Source organism: Nitrospiria bacterium (assembly GCA_036397255.1).
In the GTDB taxonomy this organism is placed as follows: Bacteria; Nitrospirota; Nitrospiria; order DASWJH01; family DASWJH01; genus DASWJH01.
Window position 1 is genome coordinate 1 of sequence record DASWJH010000088.1, and the last position, 17,354, is coordinate 17,354.

Annotated in this window: 12 protein-coding genes, 1 pseudogene and 1 riboswitch; of the genes and pseudogenes, 7 read left to right on the top strand and 6 right to left on the bottom strand. The window is 44.5% G+C overall.

Annotated elements, in window-relative coordinates; translation table 11 throughout:
* The first annotated feature begins 450 nt into the window (after positions 1-450).
* The 5 genes from VGB26_11820 to VGB26_11840 all read left to right on the top strand — a co-directional run bounded on the left by VGB26_11820 (position 451) and on the right by VGB26_11840 (position 6,552).
* Positions 451-2,229 (top strand): carbamoyltransferase, encoded by a 1,779-nt coding sequence (locus VGB26_11820; GenBank protein HEX9758462.1) that lies wholly within the window; start codon positions 451-453, stop codon positions 2,227-2,229.
* Between the two features lie 12 nt (positions 2,230-2,241).
* Positions 2,242-2,661, top strand: coding sequence for a class I SAM-dependent methyltransferase (locus VGB26_11825; protein HEX9758463.1), 420 nt, complete (start codon positions 2,242-2,244; stop codon positions 2,659-2,661).
* Positions 2,648-2,827 (top strand): DUF5989 family protein, encoded by a 180-nt coding sequence (locus tag VGB26_11830; protein ID HEX9758464.1) that lies wholly within the window; start codon positions 2,648-2,650, stop codon positions 2,825-2,827. The genes VGB26_11825 and VGB26_11830 overlap by 14 nt, the downstream gene beginning before the upstream one ends.
* 106 nt (positions 2,828-2,933) lie before the next feature.
* Positions 2,934-5,312, top strand: a complete 2,379-nt coding sequence (locus VGB26_11835; GenBank protein ID HEX9758465.1) for a tetratricopeptide repeat protein — start codon at positions 2,934-2,936, stop codon at positions 5,310-5,312.
* Between the two features lie 187 nt (positions 5,313-5,499).
* Positions 5,500-6,552 carry an ankyrin repeat domain-containing protein gene (locus VGB26_11840; protein ID HEX9758466.1) on the top strand — a complete coding sequence of 351 codons (1,053 nt, stop codon included), beginning with the start codon at positions 5,500-5,502 and terminating at the stop codon, positions 6,550-6,552.
* Between the two features lie 129 nt (positions 6,553-6,681).
* On the opposite strand, the gene VGB26_11845 is transcribed toward VGB26_11840, so the two are convergent.
* From VGB26_11845 to VGB26_11860, 4 genes and pseudogenes are all read right to left on the bottom strand, one after another.
* On the bottom strand, positions 6,682-8,205 hold the full coding sequence (locus tag VGB26_11845; protein HEX9758467.1) for a hypothetical protein: 1,524 nt from the start codon (positions 8,203-8,205) through the stop codon (positions 6,682-6,684).
* 172 nt (positions 8,206-8,377) lie between these two features.
* Positions 8,378-8,499, bottom strand: a riboswitch (cyclic di-GMP riboswitch).
* A 78-nt stretch (positions 8,500-8,577) separates the two neighbouring features.
* Positions 8,578-9,965: pseudogene (locus VGB26_11850) on the bottom strand (translocation/assembly module TamB domain-containing protein).
* Between the two features lie 55 nt (positions 9,966-10,020).
* Positions 10,021-12,387 carry a hypothetical protein gene (locus VGB26_11855; GenBank protein ID HEX9758468.1) on the bottom strand — a complete coding sequence of 789 codons (2,367 nt, stop codon included), beginning with the start codon at positions 12,385-12,387 and terminating at the stop codon, positions 10,021-10,023.
* Entirely contained in the window at positions 12,351-14,018 is a 1,668-nt protein-coding gene (locus VGB26_11860) for an autotransporter assembly complex family protein (GenBank protein HEX9758469.1), read from the bottom strand. Before VGB26_11860 ends, VGB26_11855 begins: the two co-directional genes overlap by 37 nt.
* A 244-nt stretch (positions 14,019-14,262) precedes the next feature.
* On the opposite strand from VGB26_11860, the gene VGB26_11865 reads away from it, so the two are divergent.
* Positions 14,263-14,775 carry a helix-turn-helix transcriptional regulator gene (locus VGB26_11865; GenBank protein HEX9758470.1) on the top strand — a complete coding sequence of 171 codons (513 nt, stop codon included), beginning with the start codon at positions 14,263-14,265 and terminating at the stop codon, positions 14,773-14,775.
* Between the two features lie 97 nt (positions 14,776-14,872).
* Here VGB26_11865 and pyrF read toward each other — a convergent pair whose 3' ends face one another.
* Complete coding sequence (gene pyrF, locus VGB26_11870; GenBank protein HEX9758471.1) at positions 14,873-15,625, bottom strand: orotidine-5'-phosphate decarboxylase; 753 nt, start codon at positions 15,623-15,625, stop codon at positions 14,873-14,875.
* 383 nt (positions 15,626-16,008) lie between these two features.
* Between pyrF and VGB26_11875 the strand changes: the two genes are divergently transcribed.
* Entirely contained in the window at positions 16,009-16,395 is a 387-nt protein-coding gene (locus VGB26_11875; GenBank protein HEX9758472.1) for an SRPBCC domain-containing protein, read from the top strand.
* 184 nt (positions 16,396-16,579) lie between these two features.
* Here the strand turns inward: VGB26_11875 and VGB26_11880 are convergent, their stop codons facing one another.
* Entirely contained in the window at positions 16,580-16,741 is a 162-nt protein-coding gene (locus VGB26_11880; protein HEX9758473.1) for a hypothetical protein, read from the bottom strand.
* Positions 16,742-17,354 lie beyond the last annotated feature (613 nt).

Sequence of the window (17,354 nt, forward strand, 5' to 3'; positions counted from 1 at the left end):
GCTACACGCCTTAAGTTGAAATCGATAAGAAAGAACAGATCACCGCTATTTTGATCGATAAGGACCGATCAAAACGCGACGACCACAAAAATTTATACAAACGGTCGTCGGATCAGATTGTTAAGTCCGACAGACTCCTAGTAGAGATGGGGGGGGGGTTAAAAACAATTTCCCAAAAAAAAACCTTCCATTTTCGAAGGGTTACATTAAAAAAATGAAAAAGTTTTTTTCTCCATTGGTTGCTCTCCTAAAAGTCATCCTTTTACACCTGGGTCATATCCAAGCCAGGATTTTGCTTACAATAATCTATTTTCTATTGGTTCTCCCTTTGGGAATTCTAGCGCGCTTTTTTTCGGACCTGCTGGGGATCAAAAAAAAAGGTAAAGGAACTTTTTGGATAACCAAAACCCCGGATTCTAAAATCCAGGAATCTTCAAGGAAACAATACTAATGTATATCCTAGGTCTCTCCTGTTATTACCATGACGCTGCGGTTGCATTGCTAAAAGATGGAATGCTGGTTGCCGCCGCCGAGGAAGAGCGGTTTTCCCGAAAAAAACATGATTCCGGTTTTCCCAACAACGCCATCGAATTTTGTTTAAGGGCAGCTAATATTACTAAAAAAAATTTGGATTATGTGGTCTTTTATGAAAAACCCTTTACCAAATTTGAAAGAATTCTCAAAACCGTTCTATCCGCTTCTCCTCACTCTGGAAAATTTTTCCGGCAAGCCATGGTCAGTTGGCTCTCCGAAAAATTGTGGGTTAAGGATATAATCAAAAACAATTTGGGAATAGAGGATAAGCGAATTTTATTTTCTGAGCATCACATCTCACATGCAGCCAGCGCATTTTTCTGCTCCCCCTTTGAGGAAGCCGCCATATTAACCGTTGATGCCGTAGGTGAATGGACAACGGCAACCTTAGGGAAGGGCAAAGATTGCGATCTGACCTTGTTTAATGAACTGCGTTTTCCCCATTCCGTGGGTTTACTCTACAGCACTTTCACCGCTTTTCTGGGTTTTGAAGTAAACGAGGGGGAATATAAGGTCATGGGAATGGCACCCTATGGAACACCCCAATATGTGGATGAAGTTTACAAACTGATGGAGGTTAAAGACGACGGAAGCATTTGGTTGGACCTGGATTATTTTAACTATATCCGGTCTCCGGAAAAAGCTTTTGGTGAACGGTTTGAAAAAATATTTGGAAAACCAAGGGATCCAAAATCTAACTTTTTCACTTTAAAATCCAATTATCCAAAATACTTTGGAGCAAAACCCAATGACTTTGAAACACGCGCCAAGGAAAACCAATACTATGCGGACATCGCCGCGAGTATCCAAAAAGTGACAGAGGAAATTTTATTAAAAATGGCCCATCATCTTTACCAAACCACCGGGCTTCGGAAACTTTGCATGGCGGGGGGGGTGGCCTTAAACAGCGTCGCTAATGGACGGATTTTAAATGAAACTCCGTTTGAGGAGATCTATATCCAGCCCTCCGCAGGGGATGGAGGAGGAGCCGTGGGGGCAGCTCTTTGGGGTTACCACTCGGTCTTAGGAAATCCAAGACAGTTTGAGATGACTCATGCCTATTGGGGGGACCAATTTGATGAAGGACTCATCCATCGATTTTTAACAGACGCCAATATTTCATATCAAAAGGCCAGCCACCCAGAGGGCCTCTACGACCAAGTCGTGGATCGGTTAACCCAGGGGGAAGTCATCGGTTGGTTTCAAGGAAAATTTGAATGGGGCCCCAGAGCCCTTGGGAATCGGTCCATCATCGCAGATCCCAGACGGGCAGATATGAAGGATATTATCAACACCAAAATAAAATTTCGGGAACCTTACCGGCCATTTGCCCCTTCTGTATTAGTGGATCAAGCGGAAAAATTTTTTGAAATCTCAAACATTCAGAAACAATACCCGGCCCGTTTCATGCTTTATGTGGCCAATGTAAAAGAGGAAAAACGAAAGCTGGTTCCCGCAATCACCCATGTGGATGGAACGGCCAGACCACAAACCGTTAGCATGGAAACCAACCCCTTCTACTACAACCTGATTCAACGGTTTGAGAAAGCCACAGGAATCCCCATGATCCTGAATACCTCTTTCAATCTGAGAGGGGAACCGATTGTCAATTCTCCAGAAGATGCTTTTAATACCTTCAGCAAAAGTGGAATGGATGCCTTGGTTCTGGGTCCATTCATTATTGAAAAAAAATAATGGAAATTCAGTATGGACAAACCTTTTAAAGAAGTAGGCCATCTCGTCCGGATGTTTTATGAAACATGGTCTTTTCCCGGAAATGAAGATTGTGAGGATATTCAAGACCTGGGGCAAAAATCTAATCGAAGCCTATACGCCCGGCTACTGGATGAACAGATCCGGTACGGAGCGAGAATCTTAGATGCGGGGTGTGGGACAGGACAATTAGCGATTTTTCTATCCTTACTAAATCGAGACGTGCTTGGAATTGAATTCTCTTTCAATTCCATATCCAAGGGAATGGCCTTCAAGAAAAATTTTAATGTTTTAAATGTGAACTTTATTCAAATGGACCTGTTTCATTTGAGTTTTATCTTCACCCAAAGCCGAGAAGGGGTTTTTTTCATTACCATCGGAAAGAAAAAAGGAGCCATTCATGGAAATTGTTGATAAAATGAAATCCAGGTTAGGAATTATGGGAGAGTTATTGACCTTTTTATGGGAGAGAAAGTTATGGTGGCTCATTCCGTTGGTTGTCGTTCTATTTTTATTTGGAATTCTCATTTCCTTGGCACAGAATCCGGCCATCGCCCCATTTATTTACACTTTATTTTAACGGAAAAAAAGAATAAAATTGCCCCCTCCAATTGTTTTTCATTCTGAGGCACTTTGGACAACCCGGCAGGAAAACTCTAAATTAAAAAAGGTCCGTTGAGGTTAAAATGGCAAATCCACGGTTATGGTTATTTAGACTTTTTGCAATCCTCGTTGTTCCGGTTATTCTCTTAGTGTTTCTGGAAGGGGGGCTGAGATTAGCAGGCTTTGGTTATCCAACCACGTTTACAATCAAATGTCCTTCGGAGGCCTTAAAAGGTTATTGTGAAAATAACCAATTTGGGCAGCTTTTTTTTCCCCAGAACATTGCCCGTGAACCTCGATCGTTTGCCATTATCAACCCAAAACCCCCCAATACTTACCGTATCTTTGTATTTGGAGGTTCTGCTGCCGAGGGTGATCCGGACCCGTCTTATGGGTTCAGCCGCATGCTTCAAGTCATGCTGAGAGACCAATTCCCCAGAGTTAATTTCGATGTCATCAACGTGGGAATGACGGCCATTAATTCCCATGTGGTTTATCAAATCGCAAAAGACATTGGGGTAAGAGAAGGAGACCTGTTCATTATTTATCTTGGAAACAATGAGGTGGTTGGCCCCTTTGGAGCAGGAACCGTTTTCTCTCCCTTATCCCCTAATTTATCCCTGATTCGTGGAAGTATTTTTGTAAAAACCACCCGCATAGGCCAGGCCTTGGGTCAGGTATTTCACACCTCGAAAAAAGGGATGGAAACCGACACCAGGGGAGGAATGGAAATGTTTCTCCAAAATCAGGTTCGTGCCGATGATCCCGGCATGGAAAAAGTTTATCAGCATTTTCAAAAAAATTTAGAAGACATTCTCAAAATTGCAAATAAAAACCAAATAAAAACTATTTTAAGTACAGTGGCCACCAATTTAAAAGACAATGCCCCTTTTGCCTCCCTTCACCGAAGGGATTTGCCGGATCATGAAAGAAAACAATGGGAAAGCCTTTACCAAAAGGGGGTTCAATTCGAATCAGAGGGTTTGGGATCACAAGCCAATTCTCAATTTTTAAAAGCGGCTGAAATGGATGACCAGTTTGCAGATTTGCAATACCGATTGGCCCGAAACTTCTTTTCCCTGCAAAACGTTGAAGAAGCTCGAAAAAGGTATATCCTGGCACGGGATCTGGATACCTTGCGTTTCCGGGCGGATTCTAAAATAAACGAAATCATTCGAACCACCGCCTCGCGTCACGCCGATCAAGGGGTCACCCTATTAGATTCCGTCCAAGTTCTAGAGAAAACCTCCCCCGAAGGCATCCCTGGGAACGACCTGTTCTATGAACATGCCAACCTGAATTTTCACGGAAACTACCTCCTGGCAACTGCCCTTTTTAGGGAATTTGAAAAGAGTCTGCCAACTTGGATTGGTGGAAAAGAAAAGGATCGCCCCTTTTTAACCGAAGGACAAATCGCTCATCTTCTGGCCTATACCGGCTATGACCGTTACCGGATCGCGTATGATATGTTAATGAGAACCCGGAGGCTCCCTTTTACCAGCCAGTTGGACCACCAGAGCCAGGATGCCTTGAGGCAAAAAGAAATCGATGAACTTCGCCAGTTTACGCATTTGGACGGTTTGATGAGTGCGTCTCTTCAATACAAAGAAGCCCTTATAAAATCTTTTTTTGACCCTTGGTTATATTATAATTTTGCCCTTTTCCTTGAAAACAGCCAAAACCCAAAAGGCGCCTCTGAAGCGTTTACGAAATTCTTATTTTTCTTGCCCCATTATTATCCGGCTCATGAAAAATTGGCTTCAGCCTTAATCCAGACGGGAAATTTCGATGAAGCCATCCGCCACGCCGACCAAGCCCTTCAGATCAAGCCAAATTTTTACCAATCGGCTTTTACAAAAGCCTTTGCTTTGAGCAAAGTTGGGTCGTATGAGGAAAGTCTAAAAATCCTTGAAGGCTTATCGAAAACTTCTCCGGCCATGGGGGTGGGGATTTATAATCAAATGGGCCAGGTTCACCTCTTTCAAGGAAACTTTAAGGAGGCGGCAAAATCCTTTCAGCAGGCAATTTTAGTCCACAAATCCCCCGATGAAAGTCCCATTCCAGAAATTTATTCAAATCTTGGGCTAACGTTAAGACAATTGGGGGAAACCACCCAAGCCCATCAAGCCCTCCAAAAAGCCGTAGAAGAATATCAAAAAGAGTTAAAATCAAACCCCAATTCCGCCAGGACCCATTTGGCATTAGGCACCACCTGGATCGAATTAGGGAATTTAGAAAATGCCACACAGCATTTTCAACAAGCGGTGAAATTAAATCCAAAGGATTTTAACACCCACCTCAACTTAATTAATGCCTTTGAGGTTCAGGGAAAAATGAAGGAGGGAATTCGCGCTTCCCAAGAGGCCATTCAAATCATGAAAAATATTGGCCGGGTGGATGAGGCAAAAAAACTGGAGGGATATTTAGAGGCCTTAAAAAGCGCAAAACCCCGGGAAAAATAAAATTGTTCTTTTTCTTCTATATTCTCCAAATTCCTTTAGATCCATCCATAAACACCTTTTCATTGAAACGATGGGCTTTGTTCCCAAATTCCCAGATGGATTTTACCCATTTCTAAAAAGATGCTTTTTTTGTAAAATTTCTTCATTCTCATTTTAAAGGAACATGACCCTTTCTTAATTTGTTGAAATGGTAAAGAAGGAAAACATCTTAAAATATTTATCCCCAACCGCACGGCTCATATTCTTATTGTTGCTATGGTCCTGCTCAAACGAAACCATCGAACAGAAATTAGAAAAAGCCATTTTAGAAGGAAATCAAAACCAGGTAAACGGACTATTAGAAAAAGGAGCCGATCCCAATGGAAAAAATCAGGAGGGGCAACCCCTTTTGTTTGTTGCCCTTCAAAAAGGGTTAATCCCATTGGCCACAACCTTTCTGGAGAAAGGAGCAGATCCAAATATCAGGGATAAAACAGGTGAGCCGCTTCTTTATTTCGCCTCACGTCATCGGCATGTTGGACTGGTTCAAGCCCTTCTGAAAAAAAAGGCAGATGTAAATGTCAAAATGGAATATGGGGCCACACCCTTAATGGTAGCCTCGGGAATTGGCATAACAGAAATTGTAGGGCTTTTGTTGAAGCACAACCCGGATATCAACGCCCAAAACCAGGAAGGCAAAACCGCTTTGTTTTATGCCACGCAAGGCGGTCATTCCGATATCGTAAAAGCCTTAGCCCAATATGGAGCAGATTTGAACATCCAAACCAAGGAAGGCAAAACCGCTCTAATGGAAGCTGCTGTCGCTGGAAAAGGTGAAATCTTACAAGTTCTCTTTGAGGTTGGGGCTGAGGCCGATTTTAAAACCCCCGGAGGCGGAACGGCGTTATTTTATGCATCCAACCAACCCAAAAGTGAGGCGGTCAAAATCCTTTTAGAAAAAGGTGCCCAACCCAACACCCAACTCCTCAACGGTGCAACCCCCTTGTTTTTTGCCTCAGGGGGAGGTCATTTAGAATCCGTTACGCTCCTTTTGGAAAATGGGGCTAAGGTCAATATCCCCACAACCCAGGGGGCCACTCCCCTTTTAGTGGCTTCTCAACAAGGGCACACGGAGGTAGCCAAACTGTTGCTTCAACATGGAGCGGATGTCCATATCAAAACAATTGATGGAAAAACCCCACTTGATGTAGCAAAAAACATTGAAATAGTACGGCTTCTAACAAAGGCAGGGGCCAAGTAAAAAAATACAAATATAGAACCCCCTAATTGGGAAAAGGTATTTATTTCCCAACCCACTTTCTTCCCATTATCCCATTCCAAATTTCAATTTTATTTAATTGGAAAAAATATAAATTAAAGCCTCTCCCGACTAGGGAGCTGGGAGGATATTAAACCTTTGAGAAAAGTTGGGGGGGTAAGGCCCAAGGGGAGGAATTTTTGGATCATGCCAAATCTGTTCGTAGTTCAACGGGCCAATTGGAGGAAGCCCTGGAAGATCACAATTGAGGCAGGACATAATAAAATTTCCCTCCGTATTCTGTTCCATGATTTGTCTCAGGGAATCTAAAGCGTTAATGAAGGAGAAGGCAAACGCTCGGTTCTCTCGAGCACCAGACCGGAATCCGTTTTCAATTGCCTCCCTATAGTAGATCACACCGTCATCAGAGGTACCATAAACCAAATCGATACCTGGATCACTATCGCAGTCAGCACCCCAGAAAGCATTGCCCTGACCATCAACGGTGGCTCCAGCCGCACCGGCACACATCACAATGGTATCATCGGATGTTCCTTTGACACCATCGGTCCCTGCACCATCGTCTGTGGTGAAAAACCGACCATCCGCTCCAAACCGCTCTGATTGATCATAGACTGAGCCTGCCCCAAATGCTCCGCCAGTAATAAAAGCAAATTGGGTGGATTCATCAATAATCACCGAAGTCGGGGCATCACAGTCCGCCTCCCCTGCACCACCCGTTCGGGATCCACAGATGACCCAGGTGTAAGGATCGTTGCCTTCTTCCCCGTGGAAGTTTGGCCCGCTCACCACCTGGATCGCGGTACGAAACACCTGGAGGGGTATCGATACGCCATCGGTCATTCCCTGATCCAACCCATCATCAATCACCGTTGGGATGGATTCAATAGGGGCCAAAGGTAGATATTGATCCACCGTTCCGTCTCCCGCTGCAAAAAAACTGTTTACCCTCAATGATGAAGTCACCGTCACGGTTCCCACCCCATCCGTGCGGGTGAGAATATCATCCGTGCTCCCGGCAATCCCATCCCCGCCCACATCGAAGGTCCAATTACACCAACCGCCGGAACAGAGCTCAGCACTTTCGTTGCTCATGGATCTCCATGAAACAGTGGTTCCAGGAGAGGCATTTCCCCGGAATTGACCTACTTGAGATCGAAGGCTCTGACTAAACTCTTCTGAGGCCGACCATACATATTTTACCAATAAGGTATCCGCCCAGGCCTGTCTCTCATGTGGGATGTATTTAGGAAACCTTCTCGGTGTCAGAGGCTCACCATGATGATCTAGGAAAAGCATTAAAAGGTCGGGATCATACCTGGATGGCCCAGGAGTTCCCACTTGGGGGAAGTTCGGGAATTGGTTTAAGAAAGGAGCAAATCCGGTTAAAAAAGCACCCGGGCTGAAATGGTCCACCATCATCAGCCTCCATCCCGAACGGTCTCCACTAGGAGGGATTAGGTCTGTTCCAGCCCTTGGATCGAAATAACCCCCACTCAACCATTGCTCAACGGACTCCCGTCCCATTTCCGCACAAGCCAGCCCGTTCAAATCATCCCCCGCCGACACCCTTCCCAAACCCACACAGGGATTTCCTGCCCCAAAAAAATTCTGGGGGGCCAATTCGGTTCCCATTAATCCTTCGTTTGTAGTGAAATTAAGCGTGAAGGTTCGGCCCCATACACACCAGGGCGGATTAAGAAAATCCCCAACGCAAACACCGTAAAAATGATTAAACCCTTTATCTTCATAAGTCCCTAATAAAACAATAAAAAAAGCCGAACCCCCAGTTTGACATTTCTGTCACCTCGGTGGCCCGGCCATCTTTTACCCATTCACTTTAGCGAATGATTAACCGCTCTCAGCGCGAAACCTAAAAGATCCGAAGCTTTGCGCCCTACCGTTACCAGTAGTTTGCCATGATAGAAGGTGGAGCTATATTTCCCTTTTTCTCATTTGCTACATTTGGTCATCAGAAGTCAATAGGAAAAAAGCAGATCATTCCCTTCAATTTTCTTTCGGCTTTGATTCCATTTGAAATAAAAGATCCGCGCTATTTTCCATCCCATATTCTGTTTGGAATATTATTTGCCGGCTGATTTGATACCGAACACGAAAAGTATTAATCGGATCAAATAGGCCTACGCCATAGGACAAAAAAATCTTTGGGGACAGATACTTCCCGATAAATAAGGTGGTACTTTCCTGAGTGTCTCCCTTTTCTATTTCGACCTGTTCCAAACCGAATAAGGATCCAATTTTTTTGCTAAAAAACCACCCCCTGCAATCCCTGCCGAGGTGGCAGCATTCTGAAGCTCTTTCCCCTCAGAGGCGGAAGCCTGTCGGATGGGCCGGCCTAACAATAGGTAGGAAAAGATATCCGCCTGTTCCATGGATGGGTTTGAAAAAAGAGTCAATTGGGGGTCTTTAAGTCTTCCTCCAATGTTAACCCCGGCAGTAACATCACTGATTTTTCGCACCGCTTGAATATCAAGACCGGGGTTATCCAGGGGACTATCGGCAAAAATCAACCGTCCCCTTTCAATTTCAAGCTCCTGGCCATAGGCTTTATATTTTCCCTCCAAAATTTGAATTTCCCCTGAGCCCGATGTAAGTTTTTCCGGTTCTTCCTGGACCATGAGCCCTCCCTTTAAACGGGTTTTGAGGCCCAATCCGTTGAATTGAACCTGATCCCCAAGGTTAAACCGCACCTTACTGTAAATCTTCCTTTGAGTCTGGTCTTTTTCTTCCTCTCCTAGAATGACCACATCTGGGGAAATCTGGACTGATCCAGAAAGGTCCTTGGGTTCGATATTAGCTTCTGGAATTCCTAACTCACCTTCGATTCTTATCTCCTCCCCCTTAAACTGTACTTTCAAATCGGGTGACACAACCATCCAAGCCTCAGGAATTTTAATGGCTTCAAATCGATCCCCCATGAGATTCAATCGGAAAAACCTTTCGCCGAAAACAGGATAATGCGCTTCCCCTTTTAAACTGATTTGCCCTTCTCCCGATTTTAATTGCCCACTCAATGTAAAATGGTTTACACCCTGACTTTCTGCCAAAACCCGAATCCCTTTCCAGGTCACTCCGAGCCTGGGAAGGGTTACCTCCCCATCCACAAGGGAGAGTTTCCCCTCAATAACAGGGGCGGAAAGGTCTCCGGCAAAAAAGATTTGGGCGTTTAAAAACCCCCTGGAATCTCGGATCTCTGGAAAGAAAACCGGGATAAAATCAAGTTTTTTTAAAACCAGGTTCAGGTTTCCTTGCATGGGTTTCGTAAGAGGGTCTCTAATGGGAAAAAATGAAGGAATCATAAAATGACCCTTGAAAGATCCGCCCTCGTTCAACAGCATTTCTGTGTTCAACAAAAAAGCGTTTTCTTTAATCATTGCGTTGATTAAAACCTCGTTAAAAACCACTTCTAAATTCTCCTCCTGGTCAGCCTCAAAGGAAAGAACCCCTCTTGAAACACTCCATTTTGCTTCTCCGTTTTGAAGAATTCCATCTCGATAAAGGGCCTCTGTTCGGCCATTTAATGTTCCTTCCAAATCCCAACGGGGGGGGGAGGAGAGACTTGAAAAGATTCAGTGGCAATTTGAAAATTTGAACCGTGCCTTGAAATCCCAAGGTGTCTTCCCAATTGAGGTTAAAGCAAATTCGTGAAGCCTCCTTCGCCCAGCAAAGGTCTGATGTAGTGGCTTTTTTTAAAGAAACTTGAGTTTCCCCGGGTTGCTGAAGAAACCACTTCCCATAATTCATGGTTTCAACCTCGGCCTTCGAAATATACCCCGACCATCGGTGATCATGATATCCTCCCTTGGAAAATAGCAGTATAGAGTCCTTGGGTGTTGCAATTTCAAGGGATAAATCATGAGATTCCATTTTCCCCCGGCCTTTCAATGAAAAAACCTTAATCTCATCAGAAGAGATGGCAAACCCCTTTCCAATTAGATCAATACGTGAACCTTCAATGTCCGCTAAATCAATGGCTACATCCCAGGTAACATCTTGTACCCCATAGGCCCCTAACCTCAAATGCTCTCCTTTCATTTGAGTGGTGATTTTAGGGGTTTTTCGAAAACCGGTGATTTTCCCTTTTCCTTTTAAAGACCCTTCTGCTTCGGGAAGAAGGTCTTCAAGGGTTTCTGCATCAACCTTCCAGAAGACATCCCACCTTTCCGTCAAAGTTCCGGAGCCAGAAAGAGTTACGGTCCCCGATTGCAGGCTCATTTCCGATAAAGAATACTGCTCCCCATTTATTTCTAGATGGGCTTTTCCCCCGATGGGCCGACCTCGAAGATCCCCTTTAATGGAATGGAGATCGATTTTAAATTGCCTTTGATCCTTGTCCTGGAAACCAGAGGCTGAGCCAGCCAGTTCAAATTTCCCTGGCCACTCGGGATAGATTTCCTCCGGGTTAAACCCCTGCCCGTTCAGGGTGATTTCCCATTCCACCCGCGGATCCCATTTTAATTTCCCCTTCCCCCGGATCTCTGCCTGGAGCAACTTTCCCGATTCGATCATAAAACTCAGGCCTTTAAGATTTCCGTTTCCACCCACATTCCAACTGGAACCCGGAATTTTTCCATACCGTACGGAGGTTCCGATCTGAAGCCGGTAATCCTCAAAAGCTCCCTGGATCTTGAAATTTCCTTGTGGGCTTTGAAATTCCACCTGATCTCCAAGGATAGGCCAAACCAATGACTCCCAGGTTCCCTCCAACATAAAAACCTCCTGAGGATTTTGGGGAGACCATACCCCCTTCATATTAATCATGGTTTCACTTTTAGGAAGGGTTAATAAGAGTTGCTCCAATTCCCAATGCCCCTGTTGCTGATTTCCCAAAAGATTCACCTCAAAATCTCCCACAAACATGGGATCATGCCCTTGAATGGCACCGCTCAGGTCAAAATGGGAAAGATTCCCCTCGGTGTGAAATTCTCCGCCTAAAAAAACCCCAGGCCACTGCACATTGACCTTTTGAAGAGGGAACTTCTCAACGACTAAAAACCCTTTCCATCTGACTTCCTCCATCAGGTCAGAGACATTGATGGAAAGAGAGGCCTTAAAGGGAGATAGGGCCTCCTGGGTAATTTCAAGTTTTTTAAGGGATCCCTCTAAAACCCCGCCTCCTTCTAAAGAAAGATCCTTTTCCAAACGAACGCTCCAAATTACTTTTAAACTCATTGGAAAATCATCATGGGTATTTACTGTTCCTTTAATGTCCAAATCAACCTTTGGGGCTTTTACCCGGACATTTTTTATTTTCAATTTTTTCCGATCCCACTCAGCCTTTAAGAATATTTCGTTCACAAGAATAGGAGAAGGATTCTCGAACTGCACCAAAGAAACCTCCCTGATCAGGCCATGATCCAATACCAATCCAAGGGGAACTTTAAATTCAGCCGCCGGGGGGAGGGAAACCCTTTCCTGTTTTTCCGTTTGAAAAGTTTCAACCCGGACACCCTCCATCCCCATCCGTGAGACCCTCAGGTTCTTCAATAAAAACAAATCCAAGGGAACCCATTCTATTTTTAAAGTTTCGATGGAAACAGACGTGGCAATATCGGAAAATTTTAGGGCTTGGATTTCAAACGGTCCCATCAGGCGTCCCTGGATTTTCCCTGCAGACAGTTTACCCGGAACCATTTGAACGGCGCGATCAAAAATCCACTTTAACCCGGGTTCCGTGAATAAAATATAACCTATGAAACCCATCACCAGAATCAGAAAAGAAAAGGGGACCCAAAACAACAGTCGTTTAATAGGTTGTTTCATAAATCGGGCCCAATATTCAAATGGAAGCGCCACACATTGCCTTCCTGGTCCAGGGCCTTGGCCACGTCTACACGAACAGATCCGATAGGGGACTTCCATCGAATCCCGATCCCAGCACCTTTGTAATAAGGATCGGAAATTTCTTGAATGGCATTGCCGGCATCAAAAAAAACGGCCAGACTCCATTTTTTGAAAACCATTTGCTCATATTCCACACTTCCCACCAACAGATGCCGTCCCCCAGTCACCTGTCCCGCGTTGTTTTTCGGGCCTAAAGAATTATAGGGGTAGCCTCGAACGGTTTGATCCCCTCCCGTAAAAAACCGAAGGGACACAGGAACCTCTGGGAACTCATCCACCAGGCTGGCTCCCCCATCTCCACGAAAAATGAATCTTCCAAAACTGCCCACAGTGTAAATGTATTTGCTGTTCAAACGGAGCTGAAGAAAAGTGGCATCCGAAATGAGGGTCCGATGGGCACCTTTGATATCCAGAACCAACCGGCCCCCCTGGTGGGTGAAGATTCGATCATCGGCTTGGGTACGGGACCAGGTAATCCCTGGGATCAAAAGATTGGAAACCCCCTTTTCATCCGCAACCTCAAACACTTCATGCTCAAAGTTGGCATTCACCGTTTCCTGCCATCTTCCCCGAAGGTGGGCATGACTGATCCCCAACAAAAAGGTTTCGCTGTTACTGGTATCCGTATTTTCCCTAACCCACCCCGCCGAATAATCCAAATGTTCCGATCGAGGATCTTTTAAAGGAATAATATATTGCGTCTGGAAACTTTTTTTAATGAGGGATCCCCTCACCTGCGCCTTCATGCGATGCCCTTTCCGATTGATACGGCGGTTTTCCCAACCTGCACTTCCGCGAATACCGGTATCGGTCCCGTAACCAATGCCCAAAGAATATTTATTTCTCGGCCCGGGTTCCAAATTAATTTCAATGGGAACATTCATTTTCTCAGCAAGATCACGGCGGGGGTTGACCTCCACACGGCTGAAATAATCGCTGTTGCTGAGGTCATTTTGAAGTTGAAACAGTTTGGAAACCGAATAGGCATCGCCTTTTTGGAAATGGACAAACCGTTGAAGAAAGGTCCGGTCAAACTTTTCCTGAATAAAGATAACATCCCCAAAAAGGTACCGGGGTCCCGTATCAAAATGCAAAATCACCTCTGCGCTGTTTTGAACCGGATCGACATAAATGCTGTGGGCCACCCATTTTGAATCCAAATACCCTCGGTTAGAAGCCATTTCCTGTAATTCCTTTTTGGCTTTTTCATAGCCCACATGCTCCAAAATCTGCCCTTCCTGAAACAGAGGTTGTTTTAACCAATTTTGAAACGCTTCATCTTCTTTTCCTTCTCCTTGTATGTTTAAATCCAATTTAGAAAGAATCACCGGTGGTCCCAGTTGAATTTTAAAAAAGGCATGCCATTGGCCATCCTTAAAAGTGAGATCCGATTCATTGGATGGATTATAGAAACCAAAAGGCTGTAATGCAGATCGAATTTCCTGGTCGGAATTTCGATACATCCGTTTAATAATCCCTTCCGTCAAGCTCGGAAAGTCCTTTTCTTGCTCAAGACTTAGATACGCCAAAACATTCGCAAGATGCTGCCCTTGGATCCCCTCCACCTGCACCTTTATTTGCATAGGTGACTCCCCCGCAAGAGAGACCTGAAGGCAAACCAAAACTTGAAAAATGAGAATAAGAAAAACTCTTATAAAAATAGCCATAACCTTTTATCCTAATGGTTTTTGGCCTTCATTTTCTATCTTTCCTTTAAGTAAATTAAAATGATAAACCAAAGAGGAATGAGGCCACCCTTTCAGACTTTTCACGGGTTCCCTCACTCCTCCACCCTATCGCTTGGCCCCACCATGGGTTTCCCACAAGATGTTGAAACAATTACCTGTATTTTGGTATCATGAAAGGGTGTCAATCGGGCTTTGTATAAAACGCTGGCGTTTGAAGCGCGGGCTTTCAACCTCGGAAGTTGAACAAAGGGCGGGCTTATCCCCCACATCTATCCATTGGCTGGAAACTGGGCAACGGGATACACCGATATCGATGATGGCATCCATCGCCGATGTTTTCGGGATACCGGTATCGTGGCTATATGGTGACCCCGACCAACTCGATGCATTAACTCTGGATGACCCCGAAGAGAGTCCAGGTCCGGATAGCCCTTTGAATGGATCGGTGGATCCCGTGATGGAGCAGATTCTTCGAGCCCGTCCCGCAGAACGGAACCTATTTCATCTGTTGTCTGTTCTAATCCAAAATGGGGAGGAAAAACACCTTCGCGCAGCGGAAATCAACCTTCGGAGCCTAATTAAGCAGACCCGGCGTTCTCTCATTCCGTGGGAAAACCGACAGCCTGGAAATTTTGACCCTCCCAGCGATTAAATGGGATTGTTGAACGGAACGACTTTAAGTGGGCACCCCCGGTGTGGAAAAAATAAAAATAAGTTTTTGTTTTTGGGAAAAAGGGTTGGAAGGGTTTTTATTGTTTTAAGGCTTCCTGAATTTCTTTTGCAATTTTTTGAGCGGCTTCTATTGGATCCTTTGCCTCGGAAATCGGCCTACCCACTACAATATAATCCGCGCCATTTCTAACCGCGTCCCCGGGGGTAACTGTTCTCCGTTGGTCATCCTGGTGAATGTGGGACCCTTGGGGTCGAATCCCCGGGGTGATAATGATGAAATCCTTTCCAAATTCCGCTCGAACCGATCTGGCCTCCTGTCCTGAACAGACCACACCATGACAGCCCGCATTTTTGGCCTTTCGAGCCAGATCTAAAACCCTTTCTTCAACGGTTTTTCGCTGGCCAATTCCTTCTATATCTTCTCTGCCTGAACTGGTTAACACCGTCACCCCAAGCACTTTGACCTCCCCTGTTTTAAATTGCTTCACCACTTCGGAAACCGCTTTTTCCTCCTCGTGTGTGTGGACGGTGATAAATTCAATGTCCTGAGATCGTGACAAAAAAACGGCCTTCACCCCTCCTCTTTGTTTCGGAATATCGTTGATGGTGTGACTGGAAAATTTAAAATCTAAAAAGAATTTATTTGCGCCTGTTATTTTTTGTATTTTATTGATGACATTGAGTCCATCCCCCATAAAAAGAGTCCAGCCAATCTTAAATATACCAACATGATCCTTCAATTCTTCTATATAGGGACGTGCTTCATCAAATGAAGGGAAATCGAGAGCAAAAATAATCCTTTGTTGAGGTGAAAGGGATTGTGTTTTCAATGGGTTAGACTCAGTCCGGAAGAGCACCAATTGACCGGATAGTAACTGAAAAAAACCGATTAAGTCAATAACATTCTTAGAAACAGTTTCCTAAATTTGAACCGGTTTTCCAATTTGGGTTCCAAAAAAGATAAACCTCTTTCCTGTGTAAGATTTCGGGCAAAGATATGGTTTTTGGATTCTCATTTAAGGTTTTAGGGAGAAAAATTAAAATTATTGTTCCAGAATATTGTGCAAAATGGGAACAAATTCATTTTTATGGCCTATTTACTGTAAAACTCTTCTCCCTATTAATCACCAGAAAAGAGTAAGATAAGCAGTATTCTAATCGGACCCCCAGTTTTCAGGTTGCAAGCAGGGATGGAAGGGCGAGAAAATTTACCATGTCAATACATCAGGAAATAAATTTCAAATGCAAGTCTCAACAGATTTTTGAGGCTCTTACAAAGGCAGAACAGTTTGGTGAATTTTCGGGTTCCCCCGCAGAAATTAATCCAGAGTCCGGAGGGAAGTTTTCGTGCTTTGGTGGAATAATATCAGGTATAACAATTGAAAACGTGCCAAATAAAAGGCTTGTACAGGCGTGGCGGGTGGGTAACTGGGAGCCCGGGGTATATTCAATCGTCAAATTTGAATTTGAAAAAATAAATGATAGGGAAACCAAATTGGTCTTTGATCATACTGGATTTCCCGAAGAACATAAAGGTCATCTAGAGCAAGGTTGGAATGAAAGATATTGGGAGCCATTGAAAAAATACCTAGAAACCTAGTCGCCGAGCCATGCAAATCCACTCGCCCGCATATTTATTTACCAAGGGATGTCCCCGCCACTGGTGAGTGGTATCCTTGATCCCTCATTTTTAGGAAATAACCCTCCCCTAAAAAATCGGTCCAGGTTTTCTTGGTAGACCACAAAACCCATTTAGAAAATTCCCTGGACCCTTCATCAAAAGACTATTGGCTCATCACCTCTATGGTCTTAATGTCCGACTCGTCCTCGATTTCTCCAAGGCAACTCAGGCAGGTAAAGGGAAAGTCGTCCGGGGTTTGTGCCAAGATGGTATCGGGGGTCTCAACAGCGGGATCCCCGCAATCCTTGTGTAAATAAACTCTCATGGGTATGCTCCTAAAAAGATATGTTTGATTAAAAGTATTATACGTGAATTTACTTGGTAGATATACCTTTAATAAATTAAATTAAGGGCAGGATGAGGTAGGGTCATGAATTTTTTAGACTGGGAGTAATGGTGAGATCCTACAAGCAGCCTGCCCACACGGTTACACAGGTGTAAACACATCAAATTTTCGATCTAAGGAAAACCGACTGGAAAGAGGTGTTCTGAATGAATCTTGAGTGGACCAGTACCCCTGGGTTTGGTTAAGCGATTTTTTTCTCCATTTCCAAATTAAGACTGTCCGAAAGGGTCTTCATTGGCGCCCTTCCTTGAAAACCCCTTTCTAACCACAATTTCTTGACTTGGTCCGACCCCGTGCCTACTTCCCTCCTTAAATTATTTAAAGGGACGCCTCTAACCCCTGCCCCCAAATGTTCCATCCTCTGGCTTTACCCCTTCACGGTTTACGCCTTAGTCCTCCTTTTCATAATTACGATGACATTATCCTCCGAAAAGTATAGCGCGGAGCTTCCCTCTGAGCTGCAAGCACTACAGATTTTCAAGAACAATCTATATTCTATGCATTAGCCGTCATTCCCGCGAAACCTGTCCTC

What these genes read in the sequence shown, in the direction of transcription:
- VGB26_11820 (HEX9758462.1), top strand. Translation starts at nt 451, where the DNA reads ATGTATATCCTAGGTCTCTCCTGTTATTACCATGACGCTGCGGTTGCA.
- VGB26_11825 (HEX9758463.1), top strand. Translation starts at nt 2,242, where the DNA reads ATGGACAAACCTTTTAAAGAAGTAGGCCATCTCGTCCGGATGTTTTAT.
- VGB26_11830 (HEX9758464.1), top strand. Translation starts at nt 2,648, where the DNA reads ATGGAAATTGTTGATAAAATGAAATCCAGGTTAGGAATTATGGGAGAG.
- VGB26_11835 (HEX9758465.1), top strand. Translation starts at nt 2,934, where the DNA reads ATGGCAAATCCACGGTTATGGTTATTTAGACTTTTTGCAATCCTCGTT.
- VGB26_11840 (HEX9758466.1), top strand. Translation starts at nt 5,500, where the DNA reads ATGGTAAAGAAGGAAAACATCTTAAAATATTTATCCCCAACCGCACGG.
- VGB26_11845 (HEX9758467.1), bottom strand. Translation starts at nt 8,205, where the DNA reads ATGGGAACCGAATTGGCCCCCCAGAATTTTTTTGGGGCAGGAAATCCC.
- VGB26_11860 (HEX9758469.1), bottom strand. Translation starts at nt 14,018, where the DNA reads ATGCAAATAAAGGTGCAGGTGGAGGGGATCCAAGGGCAGCATCTTGCG.
- VGB26_11865 (HEX9758470.1), top strand. Translation starts at nt 14,263, where the DNA reads ATGTTGAAACAATTACCTGTATTTTGGTATCATGAAAGGGTGTCAATC.
- VGB26_11875 (HEX9758472.1), top strand. Translation starts at nt 16,009, where the DNA reads ATGTCAATACATCAGGAAATAAATTTCAAATGCAAGTCTCAACAGATT.
- VGB26_11880 (HEX9758473.1), bottom strand. Translation starts at nt 16,741, where the DNA reads ATGAGAGTTTATTTACACAAGGATTGCGGGGATCCCGCTGTTGAGACC.